This window comes from Acinetobacter sp. CS-2 (assembly GCF_016599715.1).
Taxonomy (GTDB): Bacteria; Pseudomonadota; Gammaproteobacteria; order Pseudomonadales; family Moraxellaceae; genus Acinetobacter.
This window is the reverse complement of sequence record NZ_CP067019.1, coordinates 407728-426096: the sequence shown is the minus strand read 5'-3', so window position 1 is coordinate 426096 and position 18369 is coordinate 407728. Positions and strand designations below refer to the sequence as shown.

The window sequence follows — 18369 nt, the reverse complement described above, 5'->3', positions numbered from 1 at the left end:
CCATCATGATGCAACGTCAATTCAAACATTTTGCTCTTCCTGTTTTACTGTGCTCAAGTGTACTGATGACGGCCTGTAATGACCGTGACGGTACTCCATCTCCAAATGATAAAGTTCAATCTGAAGATAAAGTGATGCAGGAGCTGATTACTGAACCGGTGAAAGCCTTTGAAAAAACCCCGGATGATCCGCATGATATCGCCATGCTGACTGACTTTGACACGCGTTTTACCCAAATGAGCGATGAAATGGAAGATGAACTGGTGAAAATGCAGGAGAACGGTTCGCTAACAGAGGAATTTGCCTACAACCGTAAACGTGACAATATCCAGTCTGCCCTGAACATGCTCAAACAACTGAATTTAAAAACGCAACAGGGACGCTATATTCAGGGGCTGATGGCGGAATACTGGCAAGCTCAAGCCAAGCTTTATGATGAGCACAAAGATAAAAAAGCAGAACCCATTAAAAATTCAGCAGATCAAGCCAAAGGCCTGGGTGAATTTTTACATGCTCAGGAACAGCTGGAACACTGGCAATCACAATATCCAGACATGAACCAAGCCGAAACAAAAAAAGCTGAAGTAGCCAAATCTGGGACAACTGAATCTGGCTATTAAAATTTTGTGTGTAAAAAAGGGATACTGTAATCCCTTGATCTTTTAATCACTAGTTTCAGTATGACTAAGGTCGTTCTTCATATTGTGGCAGACCATCACAGATGGTATCCCACTCGGCCTTGGAGGCCACAAAAATATGTTGCGTCGGCTTTTGCTGCAACGGTGTATCCAGCGTGCCTATTCTCAGGCGATACAGATCGGGCGTATCAGTTTTAATGCTGATAATCGGCGAGCCACAATCGCTACAGAAACAGCGCTGTGTGGTTTCGGTGGACTGAAATTTTTTCAGTAAATGTTCACCTTGCACAATGTGAAAATCGGCTTTTTGAATTGGAGCGTTGGTGGCAAAGGCCGTCCCATTGGCCTTACGGCAACGTTGGCAATGACATTGCACGATGTCGCCAATTTCGCCCCGAATTTCATAGCGCAAACCGCCACACAAACAACTTCCTGTATATCGCTTTTGTTCTGACATAACTGCTGCATTTTTTATAAGGATTGAATCTGCAACTTAGCAGGTTTTAAATCACAGTTCAAAACTGGCCGCATGATGCACTGTTATTTTTGTGCAGCCAGATAGGCATGCACACCCTCGCCTGCAGCACGACCTGTCGCAAAACAGGCAGTCAGCAAATAGCCTCCAGTCGGTGCATCCCAATCCAGCATTTCGCCGCAACAAAACACATGCGGATTGGACTTCAATTGCAACTGTTCCGATAGAACATCGCGTTTTACGCCACCCGCACAGCTGATCGCTTCTTCGATCGGACGGAATCCCACTAAAACAACAGGCAAATGCTTGATCTGCTGGGCTAAAGCCAGCGGATCGTTCCATACGTCTTTTTTAACCAGTTCACGTACCAGATTGGCTTTGGCTGCATCCAGTCCTGCCTTACGCCAGACATTGCTCAACGACTGCTTTTTACTTGGCTGTAATTTTGTCGCCAATTGCTCAATACCTTGATCGGGAAGCAAATCCAGATACAGTTGCATGACCTGACCATTTTTCACTTGCTGACGCAGTGCACGCCCTTGCTTATAGATCAACCCGCTTTCCAGACCATAATGGGTAATCACAATATCGCCCATACTTTTAGTTTGACCCTCTACCCAGGCTTCTACACGTTTTAAAGGCTGGCCAAAGACCGGCTGCATAAACTTGGACCAGATACGTTCTACCCCGGCATTACTGGCCTGAAAGGCTTCAATATCGCCCTGAGACAGCCATTGCTGCCATGCGCCGTCACTACCCAGTTGCGACCAGGATACCGCGCCACAAGCCATAATGATGGCATCAAAAACCTGCTGGCTGTCTTGCTGGGTGGTTAAATCCCGGATACACAATTGCTGACCGTTTAAATTCAAGACCTGATGGCGATAGTGAAATATCACACCCTGTTCAGCAAGACGTTTCAACCAGACACGCAGTAAAGGGGCCGCCTTCATTTCTACCGGGAACACCCGTCCTGATGAGCCGATATAGGATTCAATCCCCAAACCCTTCATCCATTGCTGAATCCAGTTCGCATCCCATTTTTTTACCCAAGAGGCGAGCCATTCTGCCTGATCGTAGCGCTGGATAAATTGCTCGATTGGCTCAGCATGGGAAATATTCAGCCCGGTTTTACCCGCCATCAAAAACTTGCGTGCGGCAGACGGCTTTTGTTCATAGACATGAATTTGATAACCATATTGGCTTAACAGTTCCGCGGCCATTAAACCGGCGGGGCCCGCTCCAATAATTGCAACACGCTTTTTCATAACCAACTCATTCAGCGTTTTTAATATCAGCTTCTGCTGCTCCCGCTTGAACCGAATTTTGCCCTTGTAAAGGCATAAACTCATCAAAACGTGTCGGGTAGCTTTCAGGTTTGCTGATGATCAGTTGCTGGCACAACTCACCACGCTGCAGATACTTAATTTCAAAATGGGTACGCGCCGATGTAGCTGGAATCACTTCTTTGACAAAAGGCAATTTCCAGACTTCAATCAACTGCTGCTGTGCTTCTGCAATATATTCAGGAATATTACTGGCCAATGTGACGGTACCACCCGGCTGTAAGCGTGACAGCAGAAACTCAAAAAATGGCATGTTTAACCAGCGTTGCGCCGGATTATGCGGTTCGGGATTCGGATAGAGAATAAAAAACTGCTGTACTTGAGCAGGCAATAAGGCATGCACAATCCACGGCATGGCATCGGCATGAATCGCCTGTAAATTCTTTTGTCCTTCCAGAGCATGCTGTTTTTGCATGGCCAGGTATTTTTCACGTGTGCGCTCAATGGCGATCAATTTTTTTTCAGGATTTTGAGCTGAAAACAGTAAGGCATGTTTACCTTTACCGGCACCAATTTCCACACAAACGGGATCTGGGCGAATCATTTGAAAATCACGAGGCGCATGCATACGCTGTGCTTGAAATTGACGAATTGGCATAATCAGATCAAACTAACAAAAATCCGCTCAAGTCTAGCAAGAGCGACTGTATTTGCCTAATTGAATCCTTATTTTTCTTCGGAGAATAACATGCCGCGTACTTTTCCGTGTCCCCTCTGTGGCAAACCATCCACTTGGGAAGGCAATGAATTTCGTCCTTTTTGTTCAGAACGTTGCAAAATGATTGATCTGGGAGCCTGGGCCAGTGATGAATATAAACTGCCGACTCAGGATGCACCGCAAGCAGATAACAGTGGCGAACAAGATGAATTTTAATCGTCTTGCGTGATCCGCAGGAAAACTCGTCTAAAGGTGGATAAAATGGATTGATCCACCTTAGTCAAATGGATTGGAAAGCATATTTTTATATTCTAAAACCAAAAGAATAATACAAAAAATCAGAAGGATACCAATCGCCGTGATCAGCAAATCTTGACTATAAATCCCCAAACCCAAACATGCCAACATGAGAATAGTAAATATAAACAGGGCTATTTTTATCAATAGTCGCTTCACAATTCATCCCTCAAAATAATAAGCTATAAATTACGTGATACAAGTCAGCCTTTTATAGAGAAATGTTCATGTGCCTATAAATTTGTTTCTTATTTTCTTCATTACGTAATTCAAATTTACCCACAAAAACGACTTAAAAACAGTTTTTTACAACTGTTAAATTTCTCTCATTTACCGATAAAAAGAATAACCCGTACTCACTTTTTAAACTATAATCCTTCTACAAGAATAGCAATAAAATTTTTCTTAATTGAACACTTAAAACTAAACTTAAAAACAGTACAGTTGGGCTATAACAGCCTCATAACGATAAAAACGAACACCAATAAATTTTAAAAGCTATAAAAAGGAGAGCCCCATGGGTCTTTGGTGCTTAAAAATTCTATTTTTTCTGTTTGTCAGCTTCAGTATTGTGGGGCTGATTTTCGGCTTGTATATCCACGATGGCATTATTATTGCGATTGGCATTTTATTCATGCTTGCAGCCATTATTATTGCCTTGGAATTAAAACAGCTGCGCAGTGGACCCTTTCATCGAGATTAATGAAATGAATTCATCAATCTCTTACAGGAAAAATTAACCTGCTTTACCTGCTACAAAAGGATTATGCTGTTTTTCAAAACCAATGGTACTTAAGGGACCATGACCGGAAATAAATTGGGTTTCATCCGGCAAACTAAAACATTCACGTTGAATCGAATCAAGCAGCTGCTGGTGGTTGCCACGCGGGAAATCGGTACGTCCAATGGACCCTTTAAACAATACGTCTCCTGTCCATAGCAGGCCATAGTTTTTGTTATAGAACATCACATGACCCGGCGTATGACCTGGAGCAAAACGAACTTCAAACTCTTCCTCTCCCAGCATTAACACTTCTCCGCCTTCAAGCCATTGAGTCACATCTACCTTTTCAGGAACAGGAAAACCATAACGTTGCGATACTTCCTGAATCATGTCGAGCCAAAAGACATCTTCCTTGTGCGGACCAATCACCGGTACATTCCAAGCCTTGCTTAAAGCCCCGACTGCACCAGCATGATCCAGATGCCCATGCGTCAACCATAAGGCCTTTACCTTTAGCCCCAAAGCTTCCACCTCGGCTTTTAATTTTTCCGCTTCACCACCAGCATCAATCAAAATGGCTTCTTTGCTTTCTGCATCCCAAACAATTGAACAGTTTTGCTGAAATGCGGTGACCGGCACAATTTTGACTTGCAGCATAAGAATGAAACCTCGGAAAAATTAGTGAGCGAATGTATGCTTTAATCCATCAAGATTAGCCTGAAGCAGTGTGCTGAGCAAGGCGATATGATCTGGACGACAATTTAATGCCGGAATATAAGCATATTCTCCACCACCTGCCGACTGGAACATTTCAGCATTTTGCAGCGCTAATTCTTCCAGGGTTTCCAGACAATCTGCGGAGAAAGCAGGACTCATCACCTGAACCGATTTCACCCCTTGCTTGCCCCATTCTTCCAGCAAGGCATCAGTATAGGGTTTTACCCACTCCTGTTTTCCAAAACGCGACTGGAAACTGATGGCCCATTGCTCCTCGGATAAGCCTAATGCATCTGCCAATAATTGTGCCGTGATACGGCAACGATCGGCATAAGGATCGCCTTTATCTGCATAAGGCTGAGGGATGCCGTGGAATGACATCAATAGTTTTTCTGGCTGGCCATGTACGGCCTGATAGTCCCAGACACTGTGTGCCAGTGCCTGAATAAATGCGGGATGCTGATAATAATCACGAATGATGGACAGACCTGGCAAATTGCGCTGCGTCAAAATCCATTTTGCGAGGGCATCATATAAAGGTGCTGTTGAGGTGGCCGAATACTGCGGAAATAAAGGCAATAAAATAATGTGATCTGGAATATCCTGTGACAAGCGATTCAAGGCAGAATCAATGCCTGGATTGCCATAGGTCATGGCTGGAATGACATTGAGTTCAAATTCAGGATATTGCTCTGTTAATGTTTTTTTTACATCAATGACTTGGTCCAACAAAATTTCACGCATGGGAGAATCGTTCTGCCACACCATTTCATAGGCATGGGCCACACGCTTGGGACGAAAAGGTAAAATAAACAGCCGTAAAATGATTTGCCAAATTGGCTTGGGGATTTCAATGACACGCTGGTCGGACAGAAACTGCTTCAAAAAACGACGAACTGCAGGGACCGTGGGTTGATCCGGCGTACCCAAATTGGCCAAAATAATCGTGACTTTTGTTTTAGCTGCAGAAGACATCAGACCTTTTTCCAATAGAAATGAACTGCTTTACTTTAACAGCTTTCTGCACTTTCTTTATATGGATTAAAATGCAGATTTAAATTGAAAAACACGATCATTATCAAGCAAATTACTTTCAAGTAGCTTTTGTCCCTTGAGGGTCAGCTGCCAGAGCATCCGTTGACGGTCATCACGGCCTGACGGGACAATCCAGTCATTTTGACGCATTTGCAGTTTAATACTGTGTAAGGCACGAATATTAATTTGTGCACGGGCAACGGCATGGGCACGTGGCATTTCCACCCGGGCATCAGCCAGCCCAGTATCATTCAAGTAATCATTGATACATTTGGAAAAATATTCTTCTGGTGTTGGATTGACAAACATGCTGCCCAAAATAGACAGGAGCTGAGCCCAAGTGAGCTTCTTCTGAATTTTCAGTTCCTTAAAATTACCATCTTGATAGGCATGCATACGATATTCAAAAGAAAATACTTCTTGCATGGACACTTTAGGCAAGGACAGGAACGGGTCGACTTCCCGTTTTCCGACTTCGGTTTCAAGCTGCTCAATTTTAGCTTTCAGTTGATCAATTTCATCATGTAAAGCCTGGGTGTTTTGCGGTCTAACCCATCCCGATACCGGATAACGCTCCAGCATTTGTGGCATGTTCAAACGCACGGCCATTTCCAGATCACGCAGGCTACGGTAAGTAAAAACCTGATCCACTTCTTGCTGTAATAATTTGCGGAATTCTAAAAATTTTTCGCGCAATTCAGGTTTTTGGTCATGCAAAGACTCATCACGTGAGGCAGGATCTTCATGCATAAACACAATAATCGGTTTCTGTTTGGTGACTGCATAAATATATTCCAGATGCATATAACCTACACCTGACACAGACTGTTCACCATATTGACTGCCCAGCAGCAGGATCACATAGTCACAATCATCAATCTGACGCCGTGCAAACGCGGTGCTTAAAGGTGTCCGTTGTTCTAAGCCCCAGGAAAAGAACCCCATGCCTACTAAAGTTTGAGCTAAAACAATTCGTTCCGGCTGCATTTCACTACCAGAAGTGGTAATAAAAACCTGATAACGCTTATCGAGCATTGGTTATCCTCTTCCAATTGCTTATTATATCCTGACAAACTCATCTCTGAGCAATCACAATATAATTCAACACCCCAATATAAATATTTTTCTAATATATTTCAGAACACTAGCTGTATTTCTTTACTTATTCAACACCCATATTGCTCAAATTCCACGTTAAATCTTCTGGAATGAGGAACTGCAACACGGTTTTTAAATGTTCTGCATTATTGCCACTCACATAGCACTCAATAGCTAAGCCATTATTTCGATCTTGCTCAAATAACAATTGATTTTTAATCAAAATACGGGCGGTTTGTCGCGCAACTGCCAGCCCAGAGTCAATTAATGTCAGTTTCTGACCAAATATAGACTGAATTGCAGGTTTTAGGAAGGGATAATGTGTACACCCCAAAACTAAATAGTCGGCCCCCTGATCGACCACCGGTTGCAAAATTTCTTTTAAGGTGGTTAAACATGCCTGGCTCATCTGTGCACCACTTTCCACAAAGGGCACCAAATCCAGACAAGTGACAGGAATAACCTTCACATTAGCAGGAATTGCGAAACGCTGGATGACGTCTTTAATCAGCTGACCACGAAAGGTTGCAGGCGTGGCAAGCACCGCCACGGTTTTGGATTTAGTTTGCAAAACGGCCGGTTTCAGTGCTGGTACCAGACCGATAATTGGAAAATTTTCTCCATAATGATCACGTAAATAATCCAGACTGAATGCAGAAGCAGTATTGCAGGCTACCACCGCGACTTTACATCCTTTCCGATACAGCCATTCAATTGCATGCGCCGTAAGCTCACGAATTTCCTGATCTTTTCGCGGCCCATACGGCACATGTGCAGTATCGGCATAATAAACAATACGTTCTTTGGGTAAATGTCTGGCAATTTCTTGTGCTACAGACAAGCCACCTATTCCAGAATCAAAAATCCCGATGGGTGCATCAGCTTGTGCCTTGGGCATTGGATCGATTAAAGGATAAACAGGATGAATGGCTGTCATGGTTTCACTTTCAGCAGTTCAAGAAATCGGAAAATCAAAGCTTAAACCTCAGGTGCCTAATTGCAAGTAAAAATCGCCACTTTGTAAGCTTAAAATGGTTTCATTTTTGTCATTTTCAAGCAGCTCTCCCATTTCAATTAAATGAAAAAAAGCAGAGCGTTGAATTAAGGCGTTAATCCCGAAACGCACGTGTACATAAGGACGTAATTCACTTTCATATTCACGCATAAAAACTGCATGCTCCTGATCGACAATCACTATATCCTGGGTGGTCGTGGTGAATTGAATATAGGTCTTTCCATCAATCTCGATCTGGTCGACCTGATTGACAAATAAAGGCTCATCTTCCACCTCAATCTCAACCTGCTCAACCGGGGTTTTTAAGTAGACTTTGCCCTGTTCTTTCCAGAGCACGGTTGAGAACAAGTCAATCAGGGCTTGTCGTTTGATCAATTGACCTTCGTGCCACCATTCTCCATTGGCTTTTACCTTTAAATCCATTGCCCCACAATGCTTTGGGTTGAATTGATCCAGAGGTGGGATTGACCTTTTGTGACCGGCCTGTGCATCTTTTAAGTATTGTGCAATGCCTTTTAAATTTTTATCATCGCCAATAGCTACTTTTTTCGTCGAATTTGGTGAATTATTTTGATTAATCATGACTAAAGACCCTGCTGACGGAAAAATAATATGATTCAGCCAATTGGCTAGATCAAGGTTTAAAACTATACTAGCCCACAATATAAAAGGCACGATACTAAAATTGTGTCTGGGCATACAGAACACTCATGGCAGCACCGGAATAATGACGGTCGCCACCTTCTAATGATATGAGGAATCCTACATGGAACACATCGAACGTGAATCGATGGAGTTTGACGTCGTCATCGTAGGTGCAGGACCGGCCGGTCTTTCTGCAGCGATCAAGATCCGTCAACTTGCAATTGAAAACAACCTGAACGATCTGTCGGTTTGTGTGGTGGAAAAAGGCTCTGAAGTCGGTGCGCACATCTTGTCCGGTGCGATACTGGAACCACGTGCCATGAATGAGCTGTTCCCGAACTGGAAGGAAGAAGGTGCACCTTTAAATGTTCCAGTGACCGAAGACAAGACCTATTTCCTGCTCTCGGATGAAAAATCACAAGAAGCGCCACACTGGATGGTGCCTAAAACCATGCATAACGATGGCAACTATGTTATCTCGCTCGGCAACGTGGTGCGCTGGTTGGGTCAAAAAGCGGAAGAGCTGGAAGTATCGATCTTCCCGGGTTTTGCCGCTGCTGAAATTCTGTACCATGCAGATGGTTCGGTGAAAGGCATTCAAACCGGTGACATGGGCATTGGCAAGGATGGCGAACCGACACATAACTTTACTCCGGGCTATGAACTGCATGCCAAATACACCCTGTTTGCTGAAGGCTGTCGTGGCCACCTCGGCAAGCGTTTAATTGCCAAATACAACCTCGATAAAGATTCAGATCCACAACATTATGGTATCGGGATCAAAGAGCTGTGGGAAATCGACCCTGCGAAACACAAGCCAGGTCTGGTGATGCACGGTGCAGGCTGGCCATTGTCTGAAACAGGCTCTTCAGGCGGCTGGTGGTTGTATCATGCGGAAAACAATCAGGTGACTTTAGGCATGATTGTCGATCTATCCTATACCAACCCGCATATGTATCCTTTTATGGAAATGCAGCGCTGGAAAACCCATCCGCTGATCAAGCAGTATCTGGAAGGTGGCAAACGTATTTCTTATGGCGCGCGTGCCGTGACCAAAGGCGGCTTTAACTCGCTACCGAAATTTACCTTCCCGGGCGGATCGCTGATTGGTGACGATGCCGGCTTCCTGAACTTTGCCAAAATCAAGGGCTCACATACCGCGATGAAATCCGGCATGCTCTGCGGTGAAGCAGTGTTTGAAGCAATTGCTGCCGGTGTAGCAAAAGGTGGTGATCTGGCGGTTGCGCGTGTGACTGAAGGTGAAGACTTATTTGCCAAAGAACTCACGGCTTATACCGACAAGTTCAACAACAGCTGGCTAAAAGAAGAGCTGTATAACTCGCGTAACTTTGGCCCCGCGATGCACAAGTTTGGCCAGTGGATCGGTGGTGCGTTTAACTTTATCGACCAGAACGTATTTAAAGTACCGTTTACCCTGCACGACCTGGTAACAGACTTCAGTGCCTTGAAAACCGTGGATGCGGTGAACTTTAAGCCGAACTATCCAAAACCGGATGGCAAGTTGACCTTTGACCGTTTGTCTTCGGTGTTTGTATCCAACACTGTGCATGAAGAAAACCAGCCTGCTCACCTAAAACTGACCGATGCTTCAATTCCAGTGAATGTGAACCTGCCAAAATGGGATGAACCGGCGCAGCGCTACTGCCCTGCGGGTGTATACGAAATCATGGAAAATGATGACGGTTCTAAACGCTTCCAGATCAATGCAGCCAACTGTGTACACTGCAAGACCTGCGACATCAAGGATCCTTCACAGAACATCACTTGGGTAACACCAGAAGGTGGCGGTGGTCCTAATTACCCGAATATGTAATCCTCATATAAGATAAAAATAAACCCGCTAAAAAGCGGGTTTATTTTTGAGAGATTAAAACAACTTAAAATTTAAGTCGTAAGTGATGAATCAATCTTTCAATCACACATCTCTAATCACGTGTTTTAAATAAAAAATCATTAACCCTTCTGTACCAGATAATGAAACTCTTTATTGCCATTTTCATCTAAACGTTCTTCTTGTAATAACAGCTCATGTCCCAAATGCATACAGAATTTTGGAATATCCCAAGAAGTTGAATTATCCGTTGCGAATACTTCCACCACATCGCCAGACTTGGATTTACGAATGGCCTGATGCAGCATCATCACCGGTTCCGGGCAACGTAGTCCACGGGTATTTAATTGAATGCTTGGCGTAACAGAGGGTTCAGACATCAGAAAACTCAGGTTTAAAAGCTGCGGTTATTTTAGCATAAACATACAGGTCCGGTGATATACAGGAAAATGAAGGAGATAGCCTGGTTTTCTGACTCAATTGCCTGTGATTTAGATGAAGATTAGCGATAGACAACTGTATTTTCTACGGTATGATTAAAATTACATTTTTTAGATATTAAGCGTCTTTAGGAAAGATCATGCACGAGGAATCAGGCCCGTCGTGGGGCATGCGCGGCTTACGCAAATGGCTGGGTACAGCACCCGAAACTCGCGACGAACTGTTAAAATTAGTACAAGATTCACGTCGTTTTTTAGAACCCGATACTGTTGCCATGCTTGAAGGCGTACTTGACCTTCCGGCAACCAAAATTCGCGAGGTCATGACCCCACGAACCGCCATGATCAGCTTGCAAGAAGATGATCAGCTGCTCGATATTCTGCATGTTCTGGTGGAATCTGCACATTCACGTTTTCCTGTTTTTTCATCTGATCAACCGGATAATGTGGTCGGCATTTTATTGGCCAAAGACCTGCTGCCTTTTTTGACCGAACCCACCTCTAAAGTAGATATCCGCGCACTCATGCGCCAACCGCTGTTTGTACCGGAAAGTGCGCGTTCCGATCAGGTTATGCGGATGTTGAAAAACACCCAGACCCATATTGCAGTAGTGATTGATGAATATGGCACCACTTCAGGTCTGGTCACTTTAGAAGATATTCTGGAAGAAATTGTCGGTGAAATTGAAGATGAACACGACAAGGTCGATGAAGAAGCCCAGTACATTATTCCCGATAACGATCCACACACGGCGAATACCTGGCTGGTTCAGGCACTTACACCAATTGAACACTTTAACAATGTTTTAGATGCTGATTTTTCCGATGATGAAGTAGAAACTGTCGGCGGTTTATTGCTTCAAGAAATGGGTCTAGTCAGCGATTTACAAGGTCAAGTGATTGAACTTGAGAATTGGGAATTTACCATTTTAGAAGCAGATGCACGTACTATTCATCTGATTCGAGCTGTCCGTAAATGAGAACTTACTTTGATAAGCTGTTAAATTCATCTCAACAACACAAGCAGCTCCCTTTTATTTATCCCTTTTTCATTTCGCTTTTTTCAGGTGCCTTATTCAGTTTTGCACTGGCACCTTATTATTACTGGTGGCTGGCCATATTGTCTCCAGCTTTGCTCTATGCTTCACTGCGTAAACGCTCTGCTCCACAGGCTTTTTTTATTGGCTGGGCTTATGGCTTTGGCTTGTGGTTTGTCGGTGCCTTCTGGCTGTATACCTCAATCCATGTCTATGGCGATACCAGTGCTTTCCTAAGCGTACTGATGATTGTCTTTATGGCCTTGGTGATGGGACTATTTACCGCGCTGCAAACCTGGATCTATCGCCGCTTTTTCCCGGAAACACCCCTGACTTTTGCACCGCTGTGGATATTCTTCGAATGGGCTAAAACCTGGGTATTTACCGGTTTCCCATGGCTATTTGTCGGTTATGCCTTTACCGAACGTTTCCTAGATAACTATGCACCCTTATTCGGTATTTTCGGTGTATCGTTTGTGGTGATTATACTGGCCTGTGCGCTGGTGGAAATCATCAATAAACGTGTGTTTTGGATCATCCCCTCTGCCATCTTACTGCTGGGTGCCTGGGGTGCTTCTTATCTTCAATTTGTTGAAAAAAAAGGTGAGAAACCGCTTTCCGTTTCCCTGATTCAGGGCAATATTCCGCAAGACCTGAAATGGCTGACCGAATACCAGGTCAAAACCTTGATGATCTACGCCAGTTTAAGCCGGACTGAATGGGGACGGGATCTGATCGTCTGGCCGGAATCTTCCATTCCAATGTTCCAGACTGATATTGAACCCTTTCTGGATGCCATGAAAGTTCAGGCCAATAAAACCGGAACAGCGTGGGTGACGGGTATCCCCTACTGGGATTTAAAAGAATCACAAGTTGAACAACACCCCATGTACTACAACAGCATTATGGCAAGTGGTGATGAGTCGCATGGTCTGTATAAAAAACAGCGTCTGGTTCCATTTGGCGAATATGTACCTTTATCGGGCTGGCTCAGCTGGGTACTGCCTGCATTACAGAATGACCCGTCTATGAGCGGTTTTTCTCGCGGAGCACGCGACCAGAAACCGTTAAATGTGAAAAATCATGCGCTGGGTGCGGCCATTTGCTATGAAGTCGCTTATCCTAACCTGACCCGTCGTAATGCCAGTCAAAGCGATTATTTGGTTACGGTGTCCAATGATGCCTGGTTTACCGGAACGGCGGGACCTTGGCAGCATTTGCAGATGGTACAGATGCGGGCCAAGGAAAATGGACGCTGGTTTATTCGTGCTACCAATACCGGGGTGACGGCATTTATTGATCATCACGGACATATTGTCAAACAGGCACCGACCGATCAAACTGCGATTCTTCGTGGTGAACTACCTGCCATGCAGGGCGAAACCTTGTATATGCGCTTAAGTGATTGGCCAGTATTGATTGTGTCATTATTGCTATTACTACTGGGTTGGCGCTTCCGTCCACGTAAGGTGGATGTGTCGTTTAAATCACGGCGCTAGCTTTAAGTGTTCCCTCTCCTTCTAGGAGAGGGCTAGGGAGAGGTTAATTATTTATGATTAATCACCCTCATCCTCTTGCGGAATATATTCCTCATCCCAGAGGGAGAAGAAATAAAAAGGCACTAAAAACCGAGGTCAATACCTCGGTTTTTTATTACCTTTAATTTATAGCTGAGTCACCAAATAAGACATCATGGCTGCTAAAAATAGCATCGGCATATAACGATAAACTTTCACCACACCCTGTTCTAAAGTTGAAGACTGTTGTTGTTTTAAGTTGAGTACAGTGGCTTTTAATGCAGACCAAAAACACAATACAAATAATGTGCTAAATACACTGATGGCAAAAAAGCCAACCATGATCTGGCTACTGCCTTCGGTTGCATTCCATAAACTTAGAATGCCCTGGCTAATGGGAAGCAAGCTCAAAATCAAAAGAACAGACTTGAGCATTGCCCAGTGAAATTGGTTAATTTCATCCGATACTATTAATGCTTTCATTCCATTCTCCTTGGCTAAAAAATACCATTAAGGATATTATGCTCAGTTTTAATTAAATAAAAAGACTATATTTATTCATATTTTACAATTCTTGTAATCAATAAATATGGGAATAATTCTTATTATAACTCTCAAATAATGATTATTATATATTCTGTTTAAATTCAATATTTTAATATATATTTTATAATTAAGATTTATTATCACTTCAGCTTCTATTGAATATTCAGATGAAGTGAAGTGATATATTCGATAAATTAAAATAAATAGTGATTTCTAATTAAGGCTGATAATAAATATCGGCATCCGTATCTTCACCACCCTCTTTGCCATCAGCACCAAAAGAATATAAATCAAATGGGCGGCCTTCAGCGCCTGGAATCACATATTGAATATCATTGTCCCAGCTGTCTTTCGGATAACCACCTTTAACATATCCGCCCGGCATCCAGTTTTTAGCCGAAGCAGGCTGATTCACCAGTGCATCTAAACCACCATCTTGCATAGACGGATATTTACCATTATCCAGTTTATATTGATCTAAAGCACCAGCAACGCCTTTTAAGGTAATGGAAGTGGTATCAACCTTGGCCTTTTCACCACGCCCCATCACATTAGGAACAATCAGTGCAGCCAATACACCTAAAATTACAATCACCACCATCACTTCAATGAGGGTAAAGCCAGACTGCTTCACTTGATATCGTTTCCCTTGCATCTCACTCTCTCGCACAATCATTATCTTTATAAAATGTAAAATCAGTTAAATCATATTGTTCATATTCACAATTGGCATCATCACAGCAATCACGATTACCAGCACGATACTTGCCATCAAGACCAGCATTAAAGGCTCAAGTAATGCCAGTAAAGTGGAAATCAGTGTAGTCACTTCCCGATCCTGCATGGTCGAGGCGCGCTGCAGCATACGATCAAGCTCGCCGGATGCTTCACCACTTTTGATCATTTGTACCATCATCGCTGGAAAATAACCACTGCGTTCCAATTGTGTCGCCAGGTTACCACCTTCAGTGACACGCTCGGCTGCCTGGTTAACAGAGTCACGGATCACCCAGTTATTACTTACCGCGGCGCCAATTTTAAGTGCATCAACCAAAGGTACACCAGACTGGGTCAAAATCGATAAGGTGCTGGCAAAACGTGCTGCATTTATACCACGCGATAATTTACCAAATAATGGCAATTTGAGCGTTAAACGATCAAAGGCATAATGCCCGGCAGACGTTCTTAAAAAACGTGCCAAAGTGATGAAACCCAGTACACTGGCGATCAGTAAAAACGGCCAGGCCACACGGATGAAATCACTGGCTTTCATCAGCACAACCGTAATCCACGGCAAGGCATCTTTACTTTGATCAAAAGTCTTGACGATGTCGGGAACCACATAGGTCATCAGCCCCATCACAATGGCAAAAGACATCAGCATGAGAATAATCGGATAAATCATCGCGCCCTGCACTTTCTTTTGCATGGCAAAGCGGTTTTCGGTGTAATCGGCCAATTGATCCAGAATTAAATCCAGATGTCCCGAGCGTTCACCCGCTGCAATGGTGGCAATATATAAATCCGGTAAGCGTCCGGCCTGCTGCAAGGCATTGGCCAGTGAATAACCTTCCATTACTTTGGAATGCACTGACATCAACAGGTTTTGCACATGAGCCTTTTCATTTTGCTTGCCTACCGCCCGCAGCGCTTCTTCCAAAGGAATTCCAGCTGCCACCAGAACTGAAAGTTGACGGGTAAACAGGGCTAAATCATAAGCCGTGATTTTTTTCTGAAACCAGCGTTTTGAGTTATGCTTGTCTTTTTGCTCAACAGGATCAACCGTCACAGGAATAAGCGCTTTGTCTCTGAGCTGTTGACGGATTTGACGTGCCGAATCACCCTCTAACACGCCTTTTTGCTGCTTCCCTGAAGCATCAATGGCAGTAAATTGATATGCAGGCATTGTGATGCTCTAATTTTCTAAAATTTGCTTCAGCGCGGTTGCGTCTGACCACCAAAATCATTCATATTCTTAGCTATAAATGATTTGCTCACTCTAACATAACTCTATCCTTAGCACGACGAAATTTGATCAGGACCATTTGACCTTTATTTATGCCAAATACACCACCGACTCCAGCCGACATTTATCGCATTCGTGTTGCCGTACCTGTACATCTCTATGACTGTTTTGACTACACTTTAACGGCTGAACAATATCAGCAAGCTGAAGTTGGGGCACGTGTGGCCGTGTCGTTTGGACGGCAAAATCTGGTGGGCATTATTGTTGAAAAATTAACGGCCGATACCCCGATTGATCCACATTTTAAGCTCAAAGCCATCACTGAACTGCTGGATGAACAAGCGCTTTTAGATCAAAAAATTTTAAGCTTGCTCACCTGGTCCGCGCAATATTATCAATTTCCGATTGGTGAAGTATTTCAGAGTGCCCTGCCGACATTTTTACGTCAGGGCAAACCCTATAATTTATTGGCCCGCATGTGGAAAGTTCTGGATTTGCATGCTGAAGACAAGCTGATGCGCTCTGAAAAACAGCAACAAGCCTATAAAGTGCTGAAATTACATCCTCAAGGCACCACAGAAAATATTTTAAATTTAGCCGGAATTGAAACGGCGACACTCAAGGCACTGGAAAAAAAGGCGATTGTGCAATGCATTCTGGAACATCAGGACTTTAGTCCTCAACCGGTCACCCTGGCACAAATGCCCTTAACCGCAAATGAAGATCAGAAAAAAGCCATTCAACAGGTGTTGAAAGCCCAGAAAAAATATCAGGCTTTTTTACTGGATGGCTTGACCGGGAGCGGTAAAACCGAAGTGTATTTGCAAATCATGCAAGAGGTGCTGAAACAGGGTAAACAGGTCTTGGTTTTAGTGCCTGAAATTGGCCTGACCCCGCAGACCATCAGCCGGTTCCAGTCACGTTTTCATGGCAACATTGTACTACTGCATTCAGGACTGAACGATTCAAAGCGCCTGCAAGCCTGGCAGGCTGCACAAACTGGCAAAGCTTCGATTATTTTAGGGACCCGTTCAACCATTTATACGCCGCTGCCCAATCTGGGCCTGATCATTCTGGATGAGGAACACGACCTGTCTTTCAAACAGCAGGAAGGCTTTCGCTACCATGCCCGTGATGTCGCAATGTACCGTGCCCATCTGGAAAATTGTCCGATTATTTTAGGCTCAGCCAGCCCAAGTATTGACAGCTATGCACTGGTTGAAATGGGGAAAATGACCCGTTTAGAACTGAATCAGCGTGCCGGTGCAGCCGTGATGCCAAAAATTCATCTGATTGACCTGAAAATTGCACAAAAACAGAATGGCATGAGCCAAAGCCTGATTGATGAAATTCAAAAACGTCTGGATAAAAAAGAACAGGTATTGGTGTTTTTAAACCGTCGCGGTTATGCCCCGGTACTGATTTGTGAAAGCTGTGCCTGGCAAGCCAAATGTCCGCATTGTGATGCCAACTTTACCGTGCATCGCCAGCCTTATCAGCATTTGCATTGTCACCACTGTGGCAGCATTCACCGTCTACCGGAACAATGCCCGCAGTGCAAGCATAGTGAATTAAAACCGATTGGCCTGGGCACCGCCAAAGTGGAAGAAAACCTGCAACAACTGTTCCCCCATTTCGATGTGATCCGGGTCGACCGCGATTCCACCAGCCGGGTCGGCAGCTGGCAAAAAATTTATGACAAAATCCAGAAAAGTGAACCGGTGATTTTGCTCGGCACCCAGATGCTGGCCAAAGGACATCATTTTCCCTATGTCACTTTAGTGGCTATTTTAGATATTGATTCCGGCCTGCTCAGTGTCGATTTCCGTGCCACCGAACGCACGGCACAACTGATTGTACAGGTCGCTGGTCGTGCCGGACGCGGTGAACGCAAAGGTGAAGTCTATTTACAAACCCTGAGACCGGATCATCCACTATTAAATACCTTAATTGACAAAGATTACCGGCATTTCGCCAGACAGACCTTAAAAGAACGTCAGGCCGCTGCTTTACCGCCTTTTCGTTATGCAGCCTTAATACGCTGTGAATCGAAAAGTCAGGAACAGAACCAGGAATTTTTACAGCAGCATGCTCAGGCGTTAAGACAGGTTTCGGAAAACCTGATTGATATCTGGGGACCGATTCCTGCCCCGATGGAACGTAAGGCCGGGCGTTATCAGGCGCATATGGTGCTGCTGTCACAAGATCGTGCCCGATTACATTTTTATATCCGTACCTGGTGGCAAAATATGTTGCATGAAAAGCCCTCAAACATGAAACTGACACTCGATATAGATCCTCAGGAATTAAGCTAAATCAAAGGTCAGACGTTGCTTAATTCTTTTGACATTAAAATAAATTCC

Annotated in this window: 19 protein-coding genes; 7 read left to right on the top strand and 12 right to left on the bottom strand. The window is 44.0% G+C overall.

Translation table 11 applies throughout. From position 1 onward, the window contains the following. The first annotated feature begins 5 nt into the window (after positions 1-5). Entirely contained in the window at positions 6-620 is a 615-nt protein-coding gene (locus JFY49_RS01945) for a hypothetical protein (RefSeq protein WP_086195261.1), read from the top strand. A gap of 64 nt (positions 621-684) precedes the next feature. On the opposite strand, the gene JFY49_RS01940 is transcribed toward JFY49_RS01945, so the two are convergent. The 3 genes from JFY49_RS01940 to JFY49_RS01930 all read right to left on the bottom strand — a co-directional run bounded on the left by JFY49_RS01940 (position 685) and on the right by JFY49_RS01930 (position 3063). After that, positions 685-1095, bottom strand: a complete 411-nt coding sequence (locus JFY49_RS01940) for a GFA family protein (protein WP_086195260.1) — start codon at positions 1093-1095, stop codon at positions 685-687. A gap of 83 nt (positions 1096-1178) precedes the next feature. Next, entirely contained in the window at positions 1179-2381 is a 1203-nt protein-coding gene (locus JFY49_RS01935) for a TIGR03862 family flavoprotein (RefSeq protein ID WP_086195259.1), read from the bottom strand. Between the two features lie 7 nt (positions 2382-2388). Then, positions 2389-3063: an SAM-dependent methyltransferase gene (locus JFY49_RS01930; protein WP_171263157.1), complete on the bottom strand. Its 675-nt coding sequence runs from the start codon at positions 3061-3063 to the stop codon at positions 2389-2391. Positions 3064-3147: 84 nt separating this feature from the next. Here JFY49_RS01930 and JFY49_RS01925 point away from each other — a divergent pair, with 84 nt between their 5' ends. Continuing rightward, positions 3148-3333 carry a DNA gyrase inhibitor YacG gene (locus tag JFY49_RS01925; protein WP_200223537.1) on the top strand — a complete coding sequence of 62 codons (186 nt, stop codon included), beginning with the start codon at positions 3148-3150 and terminating at the stop codon, positions 3331-3333. 598 nt (positions 3334-3931) lie between these two features. Continuing rightward, complete coding sequence (locus JFY49_RS01920; RefSeq protein ID WP_086195256.1) at positions 3932-4117, top strand: hypothetical protein; 186 nt, start codon at positions 3932-3934, stop codon at positions 4115-4117. Between the two features lie 33 nt (positions 4118-4150). Here the strand turns inward: JFY49_RS01920 and JFY49_RS01915 are convergent, their stop codons facing one another. The 5 genes from JFY49_RS01915 to JFY49_RS01895 all read right to left on the bottom strand — a co-directional run bounded on the left by JFY49_RS01915 (position 4151) and on the right by JFY49_RS01895 (position 8585). After that, complete coding sequence (locus JFY49_RS01915; protein ID WP_086195255.1) at positions 4151-4795, bottom strand: MBL fold metallo-hydrolase; 645 nt, start codon at positions 4793-4795, stop codon at positions 4151-4153. Between the two features lie 21 nt (positions 4796-4816). Beyond that, on the bottom strand, positions 4817-5830 hold the full coding sequence (gene hemH, locus JFY49_RS01910; RefSeq protein WP_086195254.1) for a ferrochelatase: 1014 nt from the start codon (positions 5828-5830) through the stop codon (positions 4817-4819). A gap of 66 nt (positions 5831-5896) precedes the next feature. Beyond that, positions 5897-6925, bottom strand: coding sequence for a DUF4062 domain-containing protein (locus tag JFY49_RS01905; RefSeq protein ID WP_180176748.1), 1029 nt, complete (start codon positions 6923-6925; stop codon positions 5897-5899). A gap of 127 nt (positions 6926-7052) precedes the next feature. Then, positions 7053-7925, bottom strand: coding sequence for a glutamate racemase (murI, locus tag JFY49_RS01900; protein ID WP_086195252.1), 873 nt, complete (start codon positions 7923-7925; stop codon positions 7053-7055). A gap of 48 nt (positions 7926-7973) precedes the next feature. Then, entirely contained in the window at positions 7974-8585 is a 612-nt protein-coding gene (locus JFY49_RS01895; protein ID WP_086195251.1) for a DUF1285 domain-containing protein, read from the bottom strand. Between the two features lie 184 nt (positions 8586-8769). Here JFY49_RS01895 and JFY49_RS01890 point away from each other — a divergent pair, with 184 nt between their 5' ends. Beyond that, positions 8770-10482: an electron transfer flavoprotein-ubiquinone oxidoreductase gene (locus tag JFY49_RS01890; protein WP_086195250.1), complete on the top strand. Its 1713-nt coding sequence runs from the start codon at positions 8770-8772 to the stop codon at positions 10480-10482. A gap of 140 nt (positions 10483-10622) precedes the next feature. On the opposite strand, the gene tusA is transcribed toward JFY49_RS01890, so the two are convergent. Further along, entirely contained in the window at positions 10623-10880 is a 258-nt protein-coding gene (gene tusA, locus JFY49_RS01885; RefSeq protein WP_086195249.1) for a sulfurtransferase TusA, read from the bottom strand. A gap of 200 nt (positions 10881-11080) precedes the next feature. On the opposite strand from tusA, the gene JFY49_RS01880 reads away from it, so the two are divergent. Then, entirely contained in the window at positions 11081-11920 is an 840-nt protein-coding gene (locus JFY49_RS01880; protein WP_086195248.1) for an HlyC/CorC family transporter, read from the top strand. Next, on the top strand, positions 11917-13476 hold the full coding sequence (lnt, locus tag JFY49_RS01875; protein ID WP_086195247.1) for an apolipoprotein N-acyltransferase: 1560 nt from the start codon (positions 11917-11919) through the stop codon (positions 13474-13476). Before JFY49_RS01880 ends, lnt begins: the two co-directional genes overlap by 4 nt. 165 nt (positions 13477-13641) lie before the next feature. Here lnt and JFY49_RS01870 read toward each other — a convergent pair whose 3' ends face one another. The 3 genes from JFY49_RS01870 to gspF all read right to left on the bottom strand — a co-directional run bounded on the left by JFY49_RS01870 (position 13642) and on the right by gspF (position 15946). After that, on the bottom strand, positions 13642-13977 hold the full coding sequence (locus JFY49_RS01870) for a hypothetical protein (RefSeq protein ID WP_086195246.1): 336 nt from the start codon (positions 13975-13977) through the stop codon (positions 13642-13644). A 280-nt stretch (positions 13978-14257) separates the two neighbouring features. After that, a complete protein-coding gene (gene gspG / locus JFY49_RS01865) occupies positions 14258-14695 on the bottom strand; it encodes a type II secretion system major pseudopilin GspG (protein ID WP_086195245.1) in 438 nt (145 codons plus the stop codon). 45 nt (positions 14696-14740) lie between these two features. Further along, positions 14741-15946, bottom strand: coding sequence for a type II secretion system inner membrane protein GspF (gene gspF, locus JFY49_RS01860; protein WP_086195244.1), 1206 nt, complete (start codon positions 15944-15946; stop codon positions 14741-14743). Between the two features lie 152 nt (positions 15947-16098). On the opposite strand from gspF, the gene JFY49_RS01855 reads away from it, so the two are divergent. Continuing rightward, positions 16099-18321: a primosomal protein N' gene (locus JFY49_RS01855; RefSeq protein WP_086195243.1), complete on the top strand. Its 2223-nt coding sequence runs from the start codon at positions 16099-16101 to the stop codon at positions 18319-18321. The last annotated feature ends 48 nt before the right edge of the window (positions 18322-18369 follow it).

Coding starts and splice junctions, on each gene's coding strand:
- JFY49_RS01945 (WP_086195261.1), top strand. CDS start 6: ATGATGCAACGTCAATTCAAACATTTTGCTCTTCCTGTTTTACTGTGC.
- JFY49_RS01940 (WP_086195260.1), bottom strand. CDS start 1,095: ATGTCAGAACAAAAGCGATATACAGGAAGTTGTTTGTGTGGCGGTTTG.
- JFY49_RS01935 (WP_086195259.1), bottom strand. CDS start 2,381: ATGAAAAAGCGTGTTGCAATTATTGGAGCGGGCCCCGCCGGTTTAATG.
- JFY49_RS01925 (WP_200223537.1), top strand. CDS start 3,148: ATGCCGCGTACTTTTCCGTGTCCCCTCTGTGGCAAACCATCCACTTGG.
- JFY49_RS01920 (WP_086195256.1), top strand. CDS start 3,932: ATGGGTCTTTGGTGCTTAAAAATTCTATTTTTTCTGTTTGTCAGCTTC.
- JFY49_RS01915 (WP_086195255.1), bottom strand. CDS start 4,795: ATGCTGCAAGTCAAAATTGTGCCGGTCACCGCATTTCAGCAAAACTGT.
- hemH (WP_086195254.1), bottom strand. CDS start 5,830: ATGTCTTCTGCAGCTAAAACAAAAGTCACGATTATTTTGGCCAATTTG.
- JFY49_RS01905 (WP_180176748.1), bottom strand. CDS start 6,925: ATGCTCGATAAGCGTTATCAGGTTTTTATTACCACTTCTGGTAGTGAA.
- murI (WP_086195252.1), bottom strand. CDS start 7,925: ATGACAGCCATTCATCCTGTTTATCCTTTAATCGATCCAATGCCCAAG.
- JFY49_RS01895 (WP_086195251.1), bottom strand. CDS start 8,585: ATGATTAATCAAAATAATTCACCAAATTCGACGAAAAAAGTAGCTATT.
- JFY49_RS01890 (WP_086195250.1), top strand. CDS start 8,770: ATGGAACACATCGAACGTGAATCGATGGAGTTTGACGTCGTCATCGTA.
- tusA (WP_086195249.1), bottom strand. CDS start 10,880: ATGTCTGAACCCTCTGTTACGCCAAGCATTCAATTAAATACCCGTGGA.
- JFY49_RS01880 (WP_086195248.1), top strand. CDS start 11,081: ATGCACGAGGAATCAGGCCCGTCGTGGGGCATGCGCGGCTTACGCAAA.
- lnt (WP_086195247.1), top strand. CDS start 11,917: ATGAGAACTTACTTTGATAAGCTGTTAAATTCATCTCAACAACACAAG.
- JFY49_RS01870 (WP_086195246.1), bottom strand. CDS start 13,977: ATGAAAGCATTAATAGTATCGGATGAAATTAACCAATTTCACTGGGCA.
- gspG (WP_086195245.1), bottom strand. CDS start 14,695: ATGCAAGGGAAACGATATCAAGTGAAGCAGTCTGGCTTTACCCTCATT.
- gspF (WP_086195244.1), bottom strand. CDS start 15,946: ATGCCTGCATATCAATTTACTGCCATTGATGCTTCAGGGAAGCAGCAA.
- JFY49_RS01855 (WP_086195243.1), top strand. CDS start 16,099: ATGCCAAATACACCACCGACTCCAGCCGACATTTATCGCATTCGTGTT.